At 57.2% G+C, this 20357-nt stretch carries 17 protein-coding genes, 3 tRNA genes and 1 pseudogene; 6 read left to right on the forward strand and 15 right to left on the reverse strand.

Annotation, left to right across the window (positions count from 1 at the left end):
• The 14 genes and pseudogenes from EP166_RS21755 to EP166_RS13680 all read right to left on the reverse strand — a co-directional run.
• A pseudogene (locus tag EP166_RS21755) lies at positions 1-76 on the reverse strand (GTP-binding protein); the annotation flags it as partial.
• 100 nt (positions 77-176) lie between these two features.
• Positions 177-251: transfer RNA gene (locus tag EP166_RS13620), tRNA-Thr, on the reverse strand.
• A 62-nt stretch (positions 252-313) separates the two neighbouring features.
• Positions 314-387 (reverse strand) — tRNA-Gly (locus tag EP166_RS13625).
• Positions 388-408: 21 nt separating this feature from the next.
• A tRNA-Tyr gene (locus tag EP166_RS13630) sits at positions 409-493 on the reverse strand.
• Positions 494-721: 228 nt separating this feature from the next.
• Positions 722-1378: an SPOR domain-containing protein gene (locus EP166_RS13635; protein ID WP_127558008.1), complete on the reverse strand. Its 657-nt coding sequence runs from the start codon at positions 1376-1378 to the stop codon at positions 722-724.
• Positions 1375-2106 carry a type III pantothenate kinase gene (locus EP166_RS13640; RefSeq protein WP_164743945.1) on the reverse strand — a complete coding sequence of 244 codons (732 nt, stop codon included), beginning with the start codon at positions 2104-2106 and terminating at the stop codon, positions 1375-1377. The genes EP166_RS13635 and EP166_RS13640 overlap by 4 nt, the downstream gene beginning before the upstream one ends.
• 22 nt (positions 2107-2128) lie before the next feature.
• Positions 2129-3094 (reverse strand): biotin--[acetyl-CoA-carboxylase] ligase, encoded by a 966-nt coding sequence (locus EP166_RS13645; RefSeq protein WP_127558012.1) that lies wholly within the window; start codon positions 3092-3094, stop codon positions 2129-2131.
• A gap of 150 nt (positions 3095-3244) precedes the next feature.
• Complete coding sequence (locus EP166_RS13650; protein WP_127558014.1) at positions 3245-4081, reverse strand: ABC transporter permease subunit; 837 nt, start codon at positions 4079-4081, stop codon at positions 3245-3247.
• Positions 4078-4980 carry an ABC transporter permease subunit gene (locus EP166_RS13655; RefSeq protein ID WP_127558016.1) on the reverse strand — a complete coding sequence of 301 codons (903 nt, stop codon included), beginning with the start codon at positions 4978-4980 and terminating at the stop codon, positions 4078-4080. Before EP166_RS13655 ends, EP166_RS13650 begins: the two co-directional genes overlap by 4 nt.
• The gene (locus EP166_RS13660; RefSeq protein WP_127558018.1) at positions 4977-6119 is read right to left on the reverse strand and encodes an ABC transporter ATP-binding protein; all 1143 of its coding nucleotides are present in this window, start codon (positions 6117-6119) and stop codon (positions 4977-4979) included. The genes EP166_RS13655 and EP166_RS13660 overlap by 4 nt, the downstream gene beginning before the upstream one ends.
• A gap of 296 nt (positions 6120-6415) precedes the next feature.
• Positions 6416-7507, reverse strand: a complete 1092-nt coding sequence (locus EP166_RS13665; RefSeq protein WP_127558020.1) for a polyamine ABC transporter substrate-binding protein — start codon at positions 7505-7507, stop codon at positions 6416-6418.
• Between the two features lie 109 nt (positions 7508-7616).
• A complete protein-coding gene (locus EP166_RS13670; RefSeq protein WP_127558022.1) occupies positions 7617-9011 on the reverse strand; it encodes an aspartate aminotransferase family protein in 1395 nt (464 codons plus the stop codon).
• 159 nt (positions 9012-9170) lie between these two features.
• Positions 9171-10523: a glutamine synthetase family protein gene (locus EP166_RS13675; RefSeq protein WP_127558024.1), complete on the reverse strand. Its 1353-nt coding sequence runs from the start codon at positions 10521-10523 to the stop codon at positions 9171-9173.
• A gap of 18 nt (positions 10524-10541) precedes the next feature.
• Complete coding sequence (locus EP166_RS13680) at positions 10542-11282, reverse strand: gamma-glutamyl-gamma-aminobutyrate hydrolase family protein (protein ID WP_127558026.1); 741 nt, start codon at positions 11280-11282, stop codon at positions 10542-10544.
• Positions 11283-11648: 366 nt separating this feature from the next.
• On the opposite strand from EP166_RS13680, the gene EP166_RS13685 reads away from it, so the two are divergent.
• The 6 genes from EP166_RS13685 (at position 11649) to EP166_RS13710 (ending at position 19795) form a co-directional block, all read left to right on the forward strand.
• On the forward strand, positions 11649-13100 hold the full coding sequence (locus EP166_RS13685) for an NAD-dependent succinate-semialdehyde dehydrogenase (RefSeq protein WP_127558028.1): 1452 nt from the start codon (positions 11649-11651) through the stop codon (positions 13098-13100).
• An 89-nt stretch (positions 13101-13189) separates the two neighbouring features.
• Positions 13190-14554 carry a glutamine synthetase family protein gene (locus tag EP166_RS13690; protein WP_127558030.1) on the forward strand — a complete coding sequence of 455 codons (1365 nt, stop codon included), beginning with the start codon at positions 13190-13192 and terminating at the stop codon, positions 14552-14554.
• 298 nt (positions 14555-14852) lie between these two features.
• The gene (aguB, locus tag EP166_RS13695) at positions 14853-15722 is read left to right on the forward strand and encodes an N-carbamoylputrescine amidase (RefSeq protein ID WP_127558032.1); all 870 of its coding nucleotides are present in this window, start codon (positions 14853-14855) and stop codon (positions 15720-15722) included.
• 1 nt (position 15723) lies between these two features.
• Positions 15724-16821, forward strand: coding sequence for an agmatine deiminase (gene aguA / locus EP166_RS13700; protein WP_127558034.1), 1098 nt, complete (start codon positions 15724-15726; stop codon positions 16819-16821).
• Positions 16822-17098: 277 nt separating this feature from the next.
• Positions 17099-17758, forward strand: a complete 660-nt coding sequence (locus EP166_RS13705) for a hypothetical protein (protein ID WP_127558035.1) — start codon at positions 17099-17101, stop codon at positions 17756-17758.
• A gap of 621 nt (positions 17759-18379) precedes the next feature.
• On the forward strand, positions 18380-19795 hold the full coding sequence (locus tag EP166_RS13710) for a DUF4397 domain-containing protein (RefSeq protein WP_127558037.1): 1416 nt from the start codon (positions 18380-18382) through the stop codon (positions 19793-19795).
• 81 nt (positions 19796-19876) lie between these two features.
• On the opposite strand, the gene EP166_RS13715 is transcribed toward EP166_RS13710, so the two are convergent.
• Complete coding sequence (locus tag EP166_RS13715; RefSeq protein WP_127558039.1) at positions 19877-20305, reverse strand: CBS domain-containing protein; 429 nt, start codon at positions 20303-20305, stop codon at positions 19877-19879.
• Positions 20306-20357 lie beyond the last annotated feature (52 nt).

Genomic DNA, 20357 nt, shown 5'->3' on the forward strand with positions numbered 1-20357 from the left:
TTTTACCGTGGTCAACGTGACCGATGGTGCCGACGTTTACGTGCGGCTTGGTACGTTCAAAAGTAGCTTTAGACATAGTCCCAGCCTCTCACCTGGATTCACATAAGCAAAAGGCAGCCACTGTTAAGTGCCTGCCTTCCGATTCACTCAGCCAGCCAAAACGCCGGCTACAAATATGGTGCTCACGATGAGATTTGAACTCATGACCTCTCCATTACCAATGGAGTGCTCTACCACTGAGCTACGCGAGCAAACGAACACTGCAGACAGACCAGAAGGCACAACCCGAAGGCTGACTTTCGACAACACTATCTGGAGCGGGTAGCGGGAATCGAACCCGCATCATCAGCTTGGAAGGCTGAGGTTCTACCGTTGAACTATACCCGCACTGCCTCCCGGAGGAGGAAATGGTGGAGGGGGACGGATTCGAACCATCGAAGCATAAAGCGGCAGATTTACAGTCTGCTCCCTTTGGCCACTCGGGAACCCCTCCAAACCGGGCGGAAGTTTGCATGAAGCCTGCCAGGGTGTCAACTCTGATCGTTAAATTTTTCTCAATCAGAACAAGCACTTAGACGACATGAAACCGGGTAAAACCCACCTTGCCTAACAAGGAGGCGCGCATATTATTGATTATGGGATTGAAATGCAACTGTTCGGCAAGAGTTTTGCTCCGCCGCTAGGGGCCCTGACCAGAGCCCGCCTGAAGCGGTGTACTGCGTTAACAGCGGAAGCGCTGGAACGATGCTCCTTCAAATTCAGAGACGATGGAATCCACAGCGGCATTCGATATCTGGCGGGCGGATTCGGCCCCGACGGTCAGCACCCAGACTTCGCGGGTCCGGTCTACCCGCTCCACCCGGGCTTCTATGTCTTGCCCGGCCAGCTCAGAAACCCGAGTTCTGGCGTTGGTGTCCGATGAGAACAACCCCAGCGATATGCCTCCGGCGAGGCGGCCCTGGTTGATCAGAAAACTCTCGATGTCGTCGGCCTGCAATTGCGCCAGGCGGTCACGACCTTGCTGGTCGGTATCGAAGGGGCCAATCACGACCCAGTAGTCCGAACGCAGAATCTCCTCCCGGGTGCTCATGTCTGATGACACTTCCAGAGCCCGCAACCGGGATTGAATGATGTCGGCCTGATCTTCAGCAGCAATACCGGTAATGCGAATGCACTGCAACGGCTCGACCGCCGGTTCAGCCACCACGGTTTGTTCCAGCTCGGCCAGTTGGTTTCGTGTCGCCTGATCAATCGCCAGATTGTTCATTTGTGCGACCGAGGGTTCAGCCACCTGCGCGGCGGGCTGCGTCGTCTGCCAGTACTGATAACCACCCAGCGCCAGGTTCAGCACCAGCAGGGTCAGAATTATCCACTTCATCCTAGAGATTCCATGTAAGCCGCATCCTTATACAGTTGTTTCATGCCGTCTATTACCAGATCCGGCATCTGCTCACCGACGACTTCTACCTGCCCTGCCAGCACCGGCGCATCGCCTCCGGTCCAAACGAGACGACAAGGCGACAAGGCATATTCGATGCAAGCCGCGCTAACCGCGGCACTGAGCGCCAGTACCGCACCGTTGGCAATGGCATCGGCAGTGTCGTGCCCGGGAGCCTTGCTCTGGCTCGCAGCCACCGCCGGTAATGCGAATGTATCACTTACCAGCGCACGGCGCATCAGCGCCAGACCGGGCACGATATAGCCCCCCCGGTGCTGCCCGCTGGCATCGATCGCATCAATGGTCAGCGCGGTGCCGGCATCTACAACCACCACGTTCTGTTGCCAGTGGCGCACGGCGATCAGTGTCAGCCAGCGATCCACGCCGTAACGTGCGGGGTCGGGATAGGCCAGTTGAATCCCGTGCCAGCCATTTCGCACCGCTATGACGCTGATCTTGCATCGAGCGGACGCTGACAGCGCTTCGCGAAGCCGGGCGCCGAAGGCAGAGACGGTGGCGATCACCACCTGCATGGGTTGCCAGTGGTCTATGTCGGCCAGTGCCGCATCAATGTCGAGCCAGTACCCCCGGCGCTCACCCATCTGGTATTTGCAGCGGCTATTGCCACAGTCGAGGAACAGGACCTGTGCTTCCCGATTCGGTGTCATCGCCGCCACGCTCCTACTGGCCTTACCACAGTACCGACACCTCCCCGCCATTGACGGTTCTGCGTTGCCCGCTTTCGTCATCAACGATCAGTTGACCCTGAGCATCGATGCCGCGAGCAACCACGGTTTCCTGCCCGCTACCCTGCACCAGCGTGACCGACCGGTTCCACAAACAATCGTATTCGGACCACTCTCGCAGGAAATCGGCCAAACCAGCCGGCTGCGTCAGCCTGGCCAGCGCGCTGTGAAGTTCATTAAGCAAGGCCGCCAACAAGTCATTACGATCAATAAACCGACCGGAGAGATCACGCAAACAGGCGATGTCTCGGTCCAGCCCAGGAGGCGCCGCGTTCACATTCAGCCCGATGCCGACGACCAATACCGGCTGATCGAGCGGGTTACCCTGCAGCTCGCAGAGCACGCCGCCGAGTTTGCGACCTTCATAATAAATGTCGTTGGGCCATTTCAGGGCGACCGACAAGGTCGTAATCTGCCGAATGGCCCGCACTACGGCCACACCGACCACCAGGCTGGCGGCATAGAGGGCATCGCCCGTCAGCGATTCCCGCACCGCCGCCGAGACCATCACACTGCTGGCGGGCGGACTCTGCCAGGCCCGCCCGCGGCGCCCCCGACCCTGGTGCTGATAATCAGCCGTACACACCGACCAGCGCCCCGGCGCGGGCGGCTGCGCCAACACCCAGGCGTTTGTGGAATCGACATCGGTGCGGATATCCAGCACCGACAAGCGGCGCGTCACCTCACCCGACAGCAAACTCAGTATCCGCTCCCGGTCGAGCAGGCTGACCGGTTCGGCCAGCCGGTAACCCCGCCCCTTCACCGAATAGACATCCACGCCCTGCGCCACCAGTTCAGCCACCCAGTTGGACACCGTTGGACGCGTCACCTGAAGCTCGTCAGCCAACGCCTGGCCTGAAGTAAATTGCTGGTGGGACAACAGTGGCAATAATCGATAAAGGCTTTTCATGCGAACGAGGCAACCCTGGCGGCCAACGGAATGGTCGACGGGGCACTCAGTGCCCCCTGTGGGCACATCATAGGGAAATTTGAAGCCCCGGCACAGAGCTGATCTCACTCTGGCCAGGGAGGGGAGTGGTCAGCGACCAGTGCGCCGGCGCTAACCCTGTGCAGCCATGCGAGCCGCGGCCCGGTTGTGCTGATCGATCTTGCGGAACAGCAGCCAGCTGGAGAAAGCTACGATCGATACGACACCGATGATGATCGTCGCCAGCGCATTGATCTTGGGCGTCACGCCCAGCTTGACCTGGCTGAACACTTCAATCGGTAGGGTCGTGGCCCCGGGCCCGGTGACGAAACTGGCGATCACCACGTCATCGAGCGACAGAGTGAACGAGAGCAGCCAGGCGGAAATGATCGCCGGGGAAATTACCGGCAGGGTCACCAGGAAGAAAGCCTTGATCGGAGTCGCCCCCAGATCAAGGGCCGCCTCCTCGAGACTCTGGTCCATTTCGCGCAGCCGGGAACTGATCACTACCGTCGAATAGGCCACGCAAAAGGTCGTGTGGGCGATCCAGATCGTCAGCATGCCGCGCTGGGCCGGCCAGCCGAGCGATTGCGCCATGGCGACGAACAGCAGCAACATGGAAATGCCAATGATCACGTCGGGCATCACCAATGGCGCGGTAATCATGCCGCTAAACAGAGTGCGGCCGCGAAAGCGGGTAAAACGGATCATCACAATGGAGGCCAACATACCAATCACCACGGCGGTACTGGCCGAGTAAAACGCAATTTGCAGGGAGCGGCCCACCGCACCCATGAGTTGCTGGTCCTGAAACAGTTCGCCGTACCAGCGCGTCGACCAGCCGGCCCAGACCTGAACCATGCGCGAGGCGTTGAACGAATAGATAATCAGCATCAGCATCGGGCCGTAGAGAAAAAAGATGCCGAGCCAGAAAATGGTGACGCTGAGACTGAAACGACCCGACCTCATAGCCCCGACTCCTTGTTCTGATAGCGATGGAACAGCATGATCGGAATGATCAGCAACAGAATCATCAGCACCGCCAGCGCCGAGGCAACCGGCCAGTCGCGGTTATTAAAGAACTCCTGCCACAAGACTTTGCCGATCATCAGTGTTTCGGCACCGCCCAGCAGTTCGGGGATGACGTATTCACCCACCACCGGAATAAACACCAGCATAGACCCCGCAATGATGCCGTTGACCGACAAAGGCAGGGTTATGCGAAAAAAAGAGGTCACCTTGCGGGCACCCAGATCGCTGGCGGCTTCCAACAGAGCGTTATCATGCTTGACCAGGTTGGCGTACAGCGGCAACACCATAAACGGCAGGTAGGAATACACCACGCCGATGTACACCGCAAAATTGGTGTTGAGCATTTGAATCGGGCTGTCGATCAGACCGATCCAGATCATGAAATTGTTGAACACGCCATTGTTGCCGAGCAGCCCCATCCAGGCATACACCCGAATCAGGAACGAGGTCCAGCTGGGCAGTAGCACCAGCAGCAACCAGGTGGTCTGCAAATGCGACGGTGCCTTAGCAATGGCATACGCCATGGGGTAGCCCAACAGCAAACAGAAAACGGTTGCATTGAACGCGATCTTGATCGAATTCCAGTAGGCGCGAATGTACAAATCATCACTCAGCAACCAGGCGTAATTGCTGAACGTCATACGGATGTTCAGTGTCTGATCCAGCCACTCAAACATCGCCGTGTACGGTGGAATGCCCAGAAAGGTTTCCGACACGGAAATTTTCGCCACCATCACAAACGGCATGAAAAAGAAGACCAGCAACCAAAGGTAAGGGCCGGCAATCACCCAGCGGCGACCGCCCGGCAGAATGCGAGTCAGATCAAGTTTTTTCATGAGCGTAACACCACGCCACTGTCACTCGCCCAGTGCACATACACCGGGTCATCCCAGGTCGGCCGGTCGGCCCGGCGTTCGACATTGGCGAGAAAACACTGAACGATCTTGCCCTGCGGCAACCGAACGTAATAAACGGTGTGGCCACCCAGGTAGGCAATATCGTGCACAATGCCGGACGACCAGTTGTAATCACCGTCCGGCTTTTCGCGCGTCATCAGGGTTTTTTCCGGGCGCAGGGCGAACAGCATGCTACGCTCATCAACACCCGATGTGACCCCGTGGCCGATGTAGATATCGGCATCCAGATCATCGGTATGCAGCGTCATATGATCTTCCTGATCGTCGATGATCTGCCCGTCGAACAGGTTAACCGACCCGATGAATTCAGCCACCATACGGCTGTTCGGGCTTTCGTAAATATCGACTGGTGAACCGACCTGTTGAATAAAGCCCTGGTCCATGATGGCGATGCGGTCGGCCATGGTCATGGCTTCTTCCTGATCGTGCGTCACCATCACACAGGTCACGCCGACGTTCTCCAGAATATCGACCACTTCCAGCTGCATTTCGGTACGCAATTTTTTATCGAGTGCACCCATGGGTTCATCGAGCAGCAACAATTTGGGTTGTTTGGCCAGGCTGCGTGCCAGAGCCACCCGCTGCTTCTGACCACCGGACAACTGGTGCGGTTTGCGCCGTGCATATTTTTCCATATGCACCAGCTTCAGCATGCGCTGCACCCGATCGATGATCACGTCTTTCGACAGTTTTTCCTGCTTCAGGCCGAATGCCAGGTTTTGCTCCACGGTCATATGTGGAAACAGCGCGTAGGACTGAAACATCATGTTGATCTGACGCTGGTAGGGCGGCTGATGGGTTATGTCTTCTCCCTCCAGCAAGATGCGACCTTCGGTCGGATTCTCGAACCCGGCCATCATTCGCAACAGGGTTGACTTGCCCGAACCGGAGGCCCCCAACAGCGCAAAAATCTCACCCTGGCGAACCTCCAACGTGACGTTATCGACCGCCAGATCTTCATCGAAGTACTTGGTCACTTTCTCAATACTGAGCAGCGTTTTTTTCGCTTCTGCACTGGCTTCATGCTGTTGTCGGCGCGCGCCGGCCGCTAATGCCATTTGGGTGTCTCCCCTGTCACGCTGGCCAGGAGGCTGTCGGACTCAGGTGAATCGAAGCGAGGAAGTGAGACGGCGAGGCCAATTTCCCGCTTCCGTAGCCGATTCATCCAAAGTCCAACAGCCTCCTAGTAGTCTGGTTTTTTGGAATTGCGGGCATTCGCCCTGTTGAACCCTGCATCGGGCTGACAGCCCTGCTCCAAACCTACTGGTGTTTCTTGTGCACGTTTTACAGTACCGCTTGGAGCAGACATGTCGGGGCCGGATTATCCGGCCCCGTTGTCATACAGTCAGTTAACTCAGCTGCCGGACTTGAAACGAGTCCAGCTGCGCGTAATTTCCCGCATGATGCTGTTGGGCAGAATTTCGTTGGTGAACAACTCAGTGCCTTCCGGCGGGTAGATGCCGGGGTTTTCAAGAATTTCCGGGTCGATGTAGGGGTTGGCCGCTTCAACCGGGCTGCCGTACCAAACGTAGTTGGTGATGCCTGCCGCCACTTCAGGCTCCAGCACGAAGTTGATGAACTCGTGGGCTTCTTCCACATTGCGGGCGTCCGCCGGAATCACCATCATGTCAGACCAGAGCACCGTGCCTTCTTCGGGAATAAAGTAATCAACCGAGACATCGTTTTCCGCTTCTTCGGCACGCCACATGGCCTGGAATACATCGCCGGACCAGCCGATGGATACACAGACCTCACCGTTAGCCAGATCGGAAATGTAGCGTGAACTGTGGAAATACTGAATGTACGGACGCACCTTGTTCAACTCGTTCAGTGCGGCACGGTAGTCCGCTACGCTGCGGCTGTACGGGTCACGGCCCATATACTGAAGTATCAGCGGGAAGATCTCGTTACCGGAATCGAGGAAGGTAATGCCGCACTCGGCCAGTTGGGAGGCGTATTGTGGATCGAACACCAGGTCCCAGCTGCCAACGGGCGCATCGTCACCCAAAATTTCCTGAATTTTTCCGACGTTGTAGCCAATACCATTCGTGCCCCACTGGTAGGGAACCGAGTATTCATTGCCCTCATCGAAGTTCTCGAGGCGCGCCATCAGCTCCATGTCAAGATTGTCATAGTTGGTCAGCTTGGACTTGTCGAGCTTCTGGTAAGCACCGGCCTGAATCTGACGCGCCATGTAGTTGGTGGTCGGGACGACCAGGTCATAGCCGGTCTGGCCGGACAATACCTTGGCTTCCAGCACGTCGTTGGAGTCGAACACGTCGTACACAACTTCAATGCCGGTCGCTTCGGTAAAGTCTTCCAGCGTGTCCGGGCCAATGTAGTCAGACCAGTTATAGATATAAACAACACGATCTTCCGCGATCGCCGTGCCCGCAACGGCCGCCGCCAGAGCGGCGATCGCGATGGTCTTCTTATGTTTACTCATCGAAAGATACTCCCCTGCATCATTTTTTTATTCGGACCTTCGGCTGACCAGGCCAGCTTCCGGACCACCTGCCTACAGTAAAATGAGATGATCAAAACACCAAAAGAATTTATGCACCGGCCGGAAATTCTTTCTGTAACTGAGCCAGGGTCTGGTCCAGCGCCCGCCGCGTTTTGGCAACAAGTTCATCAATTTCAGCCGGTTTGATCACCAGCGGTGGCGACATCAGCATGGTGTCACCGGTAGCGCGCAACACCAGGCCTTCAGCCAGGGCATAATCGCGACAGAGCGTGCCCACCCGCCCTTCTTCAGGGTAGCGCCTGCGCCTTGCTTTATCCTGAACCAGTTCCACTGCACCCAGCATACCCACACCCCGGACTTCGCCCACCAACGGGTGATCTGCCAGGGTTTGTAATTGCGCCTGCAAGTAAGGTGCCGTTTCCTCGCGGACCCGGTCGACAATGCCTTCTTCACGCAGGATCCGCACATTCTCAAGTGCCACGGCGGCGCAGACGGGATGCCCTGAATAGGTGAAGCCGTGGTTGAATTCGCCCCCCCTGACTTTGAAAACGTCAGCGACACGGTCGGACACCATAACCCCGCCAATCGGCAGGTACCCGGACGAAAGGCCCTTGGCAATGGGCATCAGATCCGGTGTTAACCCATAATAGTCGGACCCGAACCACTCACCGGTGCGCCCGAAACCACAAATCACCTCATCAACCACCAACAACAAATCGTAGCGCTTAACAATGCGCTCGATTTCCGGCCAGTAGGTATCGGGTGGAATAATCACCCCACCGGCGCCCTGAATCGGTTCAGCAATAAATGCGCCGACCGTTTCCGGGCCCAACTCCAGAATTTTCTCTTCAAGGGCGCTTGCAGCGACCAGACCAAATTCGTCTGGCGAGAGATCACCGCCCTCGCCAAACCAGTAAGGCTGACGAATGTGGGCAACGCCGGGAATCGGCAAGTCTCCCTGTGCATGCATATGGCTCATACCACCCAAACTTGCGCCTGCCACCGTTGAGCCGTGATAGCCGTTGTGGCGACCGATGATGGTCTTCTTCCCTGGCTTGCCCTGCAAATCCCAGTACCGTCGCACCATGCGCAAAACTGTGTCGTTGGCTTCACTGCCGGAGTTTGTAAAGAAAGTATGATTGACATGCTTCGGCGCAATCTCGGCCAGTGCTCCGGCCAGTTCGACCGCCGGTGGCGTCGCCGATTTAAAAAACAGATTGTAATAAGGCAACTGGCTCATCTGCTGACTGGCAGCATCAACCAGCTCGCGCCGGCCATACCCCAGGTTCACGCACCAGAGCCCGGCAAATGCATCCAGATACTTATTGCCTTCACTGTCCCAGAGCATCACGCCCTCGGCCCGGGTAATGATGCGAGCACCCTCACGGCCAATGGCACCGCTGTCACCAAAGGGGTGCAGCATGTGGTCGGCACCCTGATGTTGCCAGTGTTCGGTTTGAGTCAATGACGGTGCGGCTGTCATGGAATAACCCCTTATATAGTTCTGATCGAGTGGCGGAGGCAAACGTGACCAATCACGCCGGACACTCTATTTCTCAAGGTTCGGGTTGCGCACAATGCGAGCGGCGGTTGCCGGTGGCCGACGCGGACCTCGCCCGCCAATGGACCCGTGCCTCTAATGTTAAACCGTGCTCAACAAGAACTCGCGTTCCCAGGAACTGATCACCCGCTTGAAGCCTTCGTACTCAGCCCAGCGCGTTGCAATGAAGCCATCAACAAAGGTTGGCCCCAGCAGTTCCCGCATTTCCTGACACTCGGCCATGATTTCGAGCGCGGCCTCCAGGTTAAATGGCACGTCCGGGTCGGCTTCGGCACCGGCGCGTCCGGTGACTGGCTTGCGCGGTTTCAAATCTTTCACCATGCCCAGGTAGCCGCAGGCAAGGTTCGCCGCCATGGCCAGATAGGGGTTGGTGTCGGCACCGGGCAAGCGGTTTTCGACACGACGGGATTCCGGCGATGCCTGGGGTACCCGCAAGCCAACCGTGCGGTTTTCTTCACCCCATTCGATGTTGACCGGCGCGTTGCCGTCGGCGCCCGGCAAATAGCGCCGGTAGCTGTTCATATTGGGTGCGAACATGGGCATCAGTTGCGGGATATAGGCCTGCAAACCACCAATGTAATTGAGGAACTGCTTGGAAGCGGAACCGTCCGGATTGGAAAACAGGTTCTTGCCGGTTTTGGCGTCGACCAGCGACTGGTGAATGTGCATCGAACTGCCTGGCTCACCGGTGATCGGCTTGGCCATAAACGTTGCACCAATGTTGTGCTTTAACGCTGCTTCACGCACCGTCCGTTTAAACACAAATACCTGGTCGGCCAGTTTCAGGGCATCGCCGTGGCGGAAGTTGAATTCCATCTGGGCGGTACCTTCCTCGTGAATCAGGGTGTCGATATCGAGGCCCTGAGCTTCACACCAATCGTAGACGTCTTCAATGATCGGATCGTACTCGTTGGCAGCATCAATGCTGAACGACTGGCGACCACTTTCCTTGCGGCCTGAACGGCCAATCGGCGGTTCCAGTGGCAAGTCCGGGTCGGTGCAGCGCTGGGTCAGGTAGAATTCCACTTCCGGGGCGACAATGGGTTTCCAGCCCTTGGCTTCATACAGGCCCAGCACTTTTTTCAGCACCGCACGTGGCGACAGTTCGATCAGGTTGCCGACGCTGTCGTAGCAGTCGTGAATCACGTGCGCTGTCGGTTCTATAGTCCAGGGCACCAGAAAGGCCGCGTTTGGATCCGGGCGCAGAATCATATCGATATCGGCCGGGTCCAGAATGCTGTAATAGGATTCGTCGTCCGGATAATCGCCGGTTGCTGTCTGCAACAGCACACTCTCGGGCAGGCGGATGCCGCGTTCGGCAATGAACTTGTTGGTCGGCATGATCTTACCGCGCGCGATGCCGGTCTGATCGGGCGTGATGCATTCCACTTCGGTCACGCGGTTGTCTTTAAGCCACTTAATTAATTCTTCCATACAGGGTTCGTTCGGTTGTCACGCTCTACACGCATCACCGAACGCCTCAAACAGTTGTCGTTGTTGGGGATGGTTCATAACCTGCCATTCCGGGTGCCACTGCACGGCCAGGGCAAATCGCATGGCGGCGACTCGCACTGCTTCGATCAAACCGTCCGGTGCAGTGGCTTCAACCTCTAAGCCGCCCCCAAGTGTTGCTACACCTTGAACATGCAAGGAGTTTACCTCCAGGGTGTCAGTCGAAAGTATCTGCTGCAGCAACCCACCCCGGGTCAGTGCAACAGGGTGTGCCGGCGCGTACTGCTGTGCCAGCGACTCGTCTTTGTTTTCGCGATGTTCCTGCAAACCCGGCACCTCATGCAATGCCTGATGCAAGGTGCCGCCCAGAGCCACGTTGACCTCCTGAAAACCACGGCAGGCAGCAAAGAGGGGCAGGTCCCGATCCAGAGCGGCATTGATCAGGGCCAGACTCAACGCATCACGACGTTCATCATAGGCCTGATCCGGCAACGGCGCTGCCCCATAGTGCCGTGGATGCACCATGGAGTACCCTCCGGTCAGAAAGAGACCATCGAGACGGCTTACAAAGGAAGTGGGATCGAGCAGATCGGTCAGAGCAGGCAACAGCACGGGGGTTACACCAGCGGCCTGGGCCAGTGCGGTCAGGTACTTGTCGCCAGCCATGTGGAAGACATGCGGCGGTACCATTTTGACATCGCAGACGACGCCGACCAGTGGCCGGGCACGCTCGGGCTGCATGCTAACCCCCTCTTGTGCTGTGCTTTATTATTACCATGAGCACTCCGGTTTCGACGTCCATCAGGCGGCAATAACCGATGGGTGCTCAGGTGTTTATTTTTTACCACGTTACCATAAAAAATAATCAACACAAGGCACTCAAATGACCGAATGTTAATTATATAAAACATAAACCCCCGATTTAGGGCCCTAAAACCCGGTAAAGTGTCAATTATTTTCACCACACCTCTTGAGCTTAACCGCTTTTTGGGGTTAGCTTGCTTTATCGATTAATCCTCTCCGGGGCACGACTATAACCACTACACTGGGTGGTTCACGGCGACACGGTCTCGCCCGTTAGCGATGCAACCCATAAGGAGCGCCTTCATGACAGAATCCATGATTCACAGCCTCAGTTTTATCGATGGCGACTGGGCAACGGCCCAGTCTGGCCGAACCTTCGATGTCACCAACCCGGCCAATGGCGACTGCCTGGCCGTGGTTACCGACTGCGGTCCCGAAGATGCCGAGCTGGCCATTGAAGCGGCGCACCGGGCTTTTGCATCCTGGAAACAGGAAACGGCCAAGAGTCGTGCCACCATTCTGCGCCGCTGGTTCGAACTGATCATGAACCATCAGGATCAGTTGGCCGAACTGATGACACAGGAGTGCGGCAAGCCACTGGTCGAATCGAAAGGCGAAGTCGCCTACGGTGCTTCCTTTATAGAGTGGTTCGCCGAAGAGGCCAAGCGCGCCTCGGGTGATGTCATTCCGACCCCGAACAACGACCGCCGCATTCTGGCCATCAAACAGCCGGTCGGCGTCTGCACTGCCATTACACCGTGGAACTTTCCACTGGCGATGATTACCCGCAAGGTCGCCCCGGCGCTGGCCGCCGGGTGCACCATCGTCGTCAAGCCAGCCGAAGCGACGCCGCTCACGGCCCTGGCGCTGGCCGATCTGGGCCGGCAGGCGGGCTTGCCAAAGGGGGTGTTGAACATCATCACAGCCAGCAATGGCAAAGCCGTCGGTGAAGTGCTCAGTACTCATCCACTGGTGCGCAAGGTGAGTTTTACCGGCTCAACCCCGGTGGGCAAGACGCTCATTCGCCAGGCCGCTGACACGGTGAAGCGGGTATCGATGGAGCTCGGCGGTAATGCCCCTTTTATTGTCTTTGACGATGCCGATATTGAGGCGGCTGTTAAAGGTGCCATGGCGTCCAAGTACCGAAATACCGGCCAGACGTGCGTCTGTGTAAACCGCTTTCTGGTCCAGGAAGGCGTATATGACCGCTTCGCCAGCGCCATGGCCGCAGCCAGTGAACAGCTTAAGGTGGGCAACGGCATGGACGACGGCGTCACCATTGGGCCGTTGATCAATGAAGCCGGGCTGGAGAAAGTCGAAGCCCTGCTCAACGAGGCGACCGATCAGGGCGCCAAGGTACTGCTCGGTGGCAAACGTCACAGCCTGGGCCACTGTTTTTTTGAACCGACCGTGCTAACCGACGTGAAACCGACCATGCGCGTCAGCCAGGAAGAAATTTTTGGCCCGATCACCGCCCTGACGCGGTTCAAAACCGAAGAGGACGCGGTGCAACTGGCCAACGATACTCCCTTCGGGCTCGCCGCCTACTTTTACAGCAGCAACCTGTCGCGCATCTGGCGGGTCGCTGAAGCGCTGGAATATGGGATGGTAGGCATTAATGAGGGTATTATCTCGACGGAGGTCGCGCCCTTCGGCGGCGTGAAGGAGTCGGGCCTCGGCCGCGAAGGCAGCCAGTACGGTATCGATGAGTATCTGGAACTGAAGTATTTATGCATGGGCGGTCTCGACCGCTGATCCTTTTGGCGGCAATGCCGCCCAACTGTTAAGTCGCTGTGTCAGGCCCGGTAAGCCCGGGCCGTCATCGCCAACGATGAGAAAGCATCATGTCACACCCTGAAGTAACCGCCTTTCTGGAGCAACACCCGAACGTCACCACCATCGAACTGCTGGTCACCGACCTCAACGGTGTGCTGCGCGGCAAACGCATTGAGCGTGAGCTGCTGGAAAAAGTGTATGAAGAAGGCTTTAACCTGCCCGGCTCTGTGATGGCGCTGGACGCGACCGGTACCACGGTTGAAGAGACCGGCCTCGGTGCTGAAGACGGCGACCGCGACCGGCTGTGTCTGCCGGTTCCCGGCACTCTGGCGATGGTGCCCTGGCACGCCGACGGCGACCGGGCTCAGGCGCTGTTCACCATGTTCGAGACCGACGCTGAAACCCCCTTCCTGATGGACCCGCGCCAGGTACTGGTGCAGGCGGTGAAGCGCTTCAATGAACTGGGCTATACCCCGGGTATTGCGGTGGAGCTGGAATTTTATCTGATCGACACCGAGCGCGATGCGGATGGCAAACTGCAACCCCCGGTCTCTCCGGTCAGTGGCCGGCGTATGAGTTCCAAGCAGGTCTATTCGATGGATGACCTGGATGACTACGATTTCTTCATCCGCGATGTACTCGACACCGCCCACGAACAGAATATCCCGGCCGACACGGTGATCACCGAATACGCGCCCGGCCAGTTTGAGGTGAACCTCAATTACGGCAACGATCCGATGCGTGCAGCGGACGAGGCGGTCATGCTCAAACGCGTCATCGCCCAGGTAGCGCGCAAGTGGGAAATGGAAGCCACCTTTATGGCCAAGCCCTACATCGAGGAAGCGGGCAGCGGCATGCACATTCACCTAAGCCTGATGGATAGTGAGGGCAACAATATCTTCGCCAGTGAGGACCCGGAAAACGTGCCGGAGATGCGCTGGGCCATGGGCGGATTAATCGACATGGCCGACCACGTTCAGGCATTGCTGTGCCCGAACATCAACAGCTACCGCCGCCTCAACCCCGATGCCTTCGCTCCGACCGCCAAAACCTGGGGTTACGATAACCGCACGTCTGCCTTGCGCATTCCCTCTGGCAGCATCGAAGCCACCCGCATCGAGCACCGCCTGAGCGGAGCCGACACCAACCCCTACCTGGCAGTAGCGGTGGTATTGGCAGGCGTCACCGAAGGTCTGCAAAACCACATAGAACCGCCCGAACCGGTCGAAGGCAACGTCTACGACCAGGACCACCCGGAGCTCGCCGACAACGCCCGCGATGCGCTGCGTTCCATGATTCTGGATGAACGTGTCCAGAAATGGTTCGGTGCCGACTTCATCGAGATGTACCGCATCTGCAAATGGAGCGAAGTGCGGTTATTCGAGCGCCAGGTCACCCCCATGGAATACGAGCTTCTGCTACCCTATATTTGAGTGCTCAGGGTTTGGAGCCTATGTTGCCGTGAGTCCGTGTCAGCCACCGGGTGTGACTATCCGGGGGTCGGCGTGGACCCTTCCATGGGGCCTAGACCGCAGCATCCATGCTGCGGACTTCCCCGGATAGTCACACCCGGCACCTGACACTCGCTAGGTAATCAGCCTTAAATTGAATGAAATAAACCGCTGGCAGAACGGTGAGAAACACCTCAAAAATAACGCTGGTGTTTTCGTCAATTTCAGGAAAAATACGCGCCCCTGAGAACCCAGGGTTAACCCCGAGGAGCCAAGATAGATGAGACCGGTAACTGTAGCTGCCACCCAGATGAGCTGTGGCTGGGACGTTGACGCCAACATTGCCAAAGCCGACGCCCTCGTGCGTGAGGCCGCCGCAAAAGGCGCACAGATCATCCTGATACAGGAACTGTTTGAGCGCTGCTACTTTTGCCAGAAGCAAATCGAAGGCTACATGGCGTTCGCGACACCGGTTGATGAGAATCCGGCTATCCAGCATTTCAGTAAAGTGGCTGCCGAGCTCAAGGTCGTGCTGCCCATCAGTTTTTACGAGCGCGCCAATAATGCGTTTTACAACACCGTCGCTATCATCGACGCCGACGGCAGCAATCTGGGTATCTATCGCAAGACCCACATTCCTGACGGCCCGGGCTATTCCGAAAAATTCTATTTCACACCGGGCGACACCGGCTTCAAAGTCTGGGATACCGCCTATGCGCGCATCGGCGTCGGCATTTGCTGGGACCAGTGGTTCCCGGAAACCGCCCGCGCCATGGCGTTGATGGGGGCGGAACTGCTGTTCTATCCGACGGCCATTGGCAGCGAACCGCAAGACCACACCATCGATTCTCGCGATCACTGGCAAATGACCCAGCAGGGTCATGCGGCCGCCAACCTGACGCCGTATATCGCCAGCAACCGCACCGGCGTTGAAGCCGAGGGCGAGCAAACCATTTCGTTTTATGGCTCGTCATTCATTGCCAATGAACTGGGCCAGAAAGTGGCTGAGTTTGATCGCAATGACGAGGGCGTTCTGGTTCACACCTTCGACCTGGATGAAGTGGCCAGCACCCGCCGCGCCTGGGGCGTGTTCCGCGATCGTCGGCCAGATTTGTACGACCCGTTAATGACCAAGGACGGAGGCCGCTGATATGCCGGCGCCGCTAACCTCGACACCGCGTGCAGACGGCTATGGCATGCCCGCCGAATGGGCACCGCACAGCCAAACCTGGATGCTGTGGCCGGAACGGCCGGATAACTGGCGCTACGGCGCCAAGCCCGCCCAAGCTGCCTATACGGCGGTTGCCGAAGCCATCGCCCGCTTTGAACCGGTGACCATGGGTGTCTCGGCCGATCAGTACGAAAACGCCTGCGCCCGACTCAGTGCCGGCATTCGCGTTGTTGAAATCTCTTGCAACGATGCCTGGGTCCGGGATACCGGGCCGACGTTTATCACTAACGGTGAAGGCGGTCTGCGCGCCAACGACTGGGAATTCAACGCCTGGGGTGGTCTTACCGGCGGTCTGTATCAGCCGTGGAACCGGGATGACCAGGTGGCGCAGAAGATCTGCAATATGGAGCGCATCGAACGCTACCGCACCGAAGGTTTTGTGCTCGAAGGCGGCGCCATTCATGTCGATGGCGAAGGCACATTGATGACCACCGAAGAGTGCCTGCTGAACAATAACCGCAATCCGCATCTGACGCGGGCGGAAATAGAGCAGCGGCTGCGGGATCATCTGAATATCGATACCATTTTGTGGGTACCCGATGGCATTTACAACGACGAGACCAATGGTCACATCGACAACATGGCCTGTTTCATCAGCCCGGGCCAGGTCGTCCTTGCGTGGACGGACGACGAGACCGACCCACAGTATCATCGCAGTCGCCAGGCTTACGATTACCTCAGCGCCCATCGCGACGCCAAAGGCCGGTCACTGAGCATCACCAAGATGCCATTGCCCAAGCCACTGATGCAGACCGAAGCCGAGGTCGATGGTATCGACTGGGCCCAGAAAGCCTGGCCGCGCCGGGCCGGTGAACGCATGGCCGCCAGCTATGTGAACTTTCTGATGGTCAACGGCGGCATCATTCTGCCAAGCTTCGATGACCCGCAAGACGACATCGCCGCCAGCATTCTCAGCGACCTTTGCAAAGAGCGGGAAATAGTACAGGTGCCGGGCCGTGAAATTCTGCTCGGTGGTGGCAATATTCACTGCATCACCCAGCAGCAACCATTGGCCTGAGAACGCGAGTTAGCCTGGCAGTCACCTTTTGGAGACGGCTTAATTCGATGTTGTGGCGAATCCGCGTCAGGCATCGGGTACGCCTCAGGCGGTCGCTGCAAGTACATCCGTGTAAGCTCGGCGGTCCCCATCCCTGGGGACCGACGCCCGCCTGAGGCGTACCCGACCCCTGGCGCTAGTCCTTCAGGGTTTATCAACCTGTTCTTTTGTTAAAGATGCCTTTCCAGCCGCATTTCGTTACTCTTCCCCAACCTCATTACTGCCAGACGAGACCTACATGCTTTACACCTTTTTAAAGGACACTGCCCAGTTCTTTCGCCAGCACTTGATCGCGCTGATCATCATCACCGTGGGTCTGGGGTTCCTCTTCGAAGTGCTGTTTGTTTTGCTGCAGGGGGCATTTGCCGAGTTTCCCTATGCCTGGCCCCTGATGTTATTGCAATGGGTGGGTGGTGTCTGGGCCTCAGCGGCCGTGGTTCTGTACGTTCGCCAGTCACTGAATAACCAGTACCTGCCCCCTAAAGACGCCATTACCCAGGCCCTACCCTGGGTGTTGCCACTGGCCGGCGTACAAATTCTGACCGGCTTTGCAGTGGGCCTGGGTCTATTACTCATTGTTCCGGGAATCTATTTTGGTGTGCGCCTGGCGCTGGCCACTTTTTACCTGATCGATGGTCGCGAACCCATACCCGATGCACTGCGCAAAGCCTGGACCGGCAGCATGGGGTTCGGCTGGATCATCTTTGGCGGCTACGCGCTGATTTACGGGGTGTTGCTGCTGGTCAGCCAGATCGTCGTAGGCAGTCTGGATTTGGCGGAGGGCTATGGGCCACTGAATTTTATCATCGCACTGATCTTTAAGCCGGTCGGTGCCTTTGCACTGATCTTCGGCTTCCGCATCTACTCGGAAGCCGTCAAACAGCCCGCCAAGCCCTGATCGGGGGCGGGTGCAGCGCAGTGGATAACACAGCCTAGATGCCGTCGCAACCGGCTTTTATTCACACCTCAGCTGGCCACCCGGCCGCTCGCTGTCAAGCCATTTTTTCATCAAAAAGGCTCTAAAACAGGCTTGACAGCACCTGCTCTCCTCACAACCTCCCTAAGTCCATCGCATTCTACTTACCCACAGAAAATGTGGATAACCTTCTGCATAACTTTGGGACAAACCCATTGAATGCGAACCTTTCCCCACTACCATGGCGTTGCAGCCAGATTGGTAAAATTGACTGATTTTCCAACACCCGCTTTGTGCTCACTGGAACATAAGGCCGTTAAGGTCGAAACCAAACTGTGCGCCTGTTCACTTTTTACACACAGAATCTGACTCTTTTTACACTCGTTAGGCGGTCATTCCAATGCCAGGCCTGTTTCTGCGGGTGACGCCAAGGGTTTGAATTTTCAGGCATTTCCTGGTTTGGCCGGCACTCGCCCACCAACGTTGTTCATTAAATCCGACCATGTCGTTCAAATCTTCTGATTGATCAGTTGGAACCTGCGCTGTCGTATCCCCTCTCGCTGGCCAGCACCCACAACAACTTATTCTGGAAGGATAACAACAATGCACACTCTAAAAGTGATCGCCGGAATCGCGGTCAGCGGCCTGATTCTGGCCGGCTGTGAGTCCACCAGCGACGATGATGACACCACTACCGCCCAAGCTTCGCTGCGGGTGCTCCATGCGTCACCCAATGCCCCTGCGGTAAACATTTACCTCAACGATGCTATGACGCCTGCTGTCGATACGCTCGACTATGGCTCGGCATCCGCCTTTGCGTCTGTGGACGCAGGCACCTATGACACCGAAGTCTATGGCATTCTGCCAGGCGGAGCCGATACCGCTGACGCCGTTATCGACGCAGACCTGACTCTGGAAGAGGATATGGAATACACCGTGGTTGCGGTCAATCCATTGGCTAACATCAGTGCCAAGGTCTTCGCTGACGACGGTTCAATGCAAGACAGTACCAAAGTGCGGGTTCAGGTTGCCCACCTGGCACCGGATGCACCGACTGTTGATGTTCACGTAACAGCGCCCGGAGCAACGCTGACCGCCAACACGGTCCTAGGCACTCTGGAATTTACCGCCGAGTCTGATTTACTGGGCCCGACTCTGGTCGATGAAGGCACCTACCAAATTCGCGTCACCGCGCAGGGGGATACTGATCCGGTTTATGATTCCGGATCCGTTGAACTGACTGCCGGCAGTGATCTGTTCATCGGTGCCATTCCCAATATGTCAGGGATTGGCAGCTCCCCGATAACCCTGGCCGTGTCTGATGGCACTACTACAAGCCTACTGTATGACAAGAATTCAAGCGACGTCGCTGTACGCGCTGTTCACAATGCAGTCGATGTGCCGGCGGTGGATATCTTTGCTGCCGCAGACACCACAAGCGCGCTCGACGTCACCGATTTCACAAGCGCCGACGCCTTGTATTCCGACGTATCCTTTCCGGCTATTTCGGCTTACACAGAGGTAGGGTCTGGTGATTACGACCTGGCCGTCAGTCTGAATCCGGATGCCGCTGATGCGTCAATTTCTGCTGAAGGTATCACGCTGGCCAATGGCACTAGCTACACCGTATTCGCCATGGGTACGCTGGATGGGGGCGACAGTGCGGACCTGGAACTCGTGCCTTACGTCGATGACCGGCGGTCGGTCGCGACTGCCGCCAAAGTCCGCATCATTCATGGCTCTGCCGGCACAGCGGATGTTGACCTGTATGCCACCGCTGGTACCGACATTACCAACGAAGACCCGGCCTTTGAAGACGTTGCCTACAAGGGCAGCACTGGCTTTATTGAACTGGCCGCTGGCACCTACAATTTCACGGTCACACCTGCCGACAGCAAAACCATTGCTGTTCAGGCGGAGTTGACGGTCGCTGCAGGTGACATTGTTACCGTATGGGCCAGAGATGAAGGTGCCGGTGTCGACCTAAGTGTTCAGGATGACAGCCCGGCTGCTCCCTGACACAGTCTGTCGACGATACACCCGGATGTAACCACTAAAAAAGGCCGCTTATAGCGGCCTTTTTATTGCAATGAACGCCGATTAATCAACCTTGCGTTTGTGCTGACTGACTCGCTCCATTGTTCTTAAAATATCCCGCCAACTGACCATACCCAAAGGTTGATTGCCCTGTGAGACCACGGGCAAACAGGAAATTTTGTTCCGGTTAAACAGACTGACGGCATCGGCCAGCGAGGCCTCTGGCGATATGGTGATGGGGTCGCGCGTCATCACCTGATGGGCGCGCCGGAACAACGTGCTGGTATCGCGCGTTTGCTCCGACGGTGTCCCTACGTAAGGGGACAGGGCTTTCAGAATGTCCCGATCGGAAACAATGCCCTTAAGAATGCCGCGCTCGGTAACCAGCAAGTGGTGAAACCGATGTTCTTCAAACAACTCGCGCATGCGCGCCACGGTATCTTCCATCCCGACCACCACCGGGTTGGGATTCATGATTTTTTTGACACTCATACCGGCCTACCCTGCTGTTACCGTTCTGCACAGCATACCGCCATCGCTCTGG

The sequence above is a fragment of the Saccharospirillum alexandrii genome, assembly GCF_004000275.1.
GTDB classification, from domain to species: domain Bacteria; phylum Pseudomonadota; class Gammaproteobacteria; order Pseudomonadales; family Natronospirillaceae; genus Saccharospirillum; species Saccharospirillum alexandrii.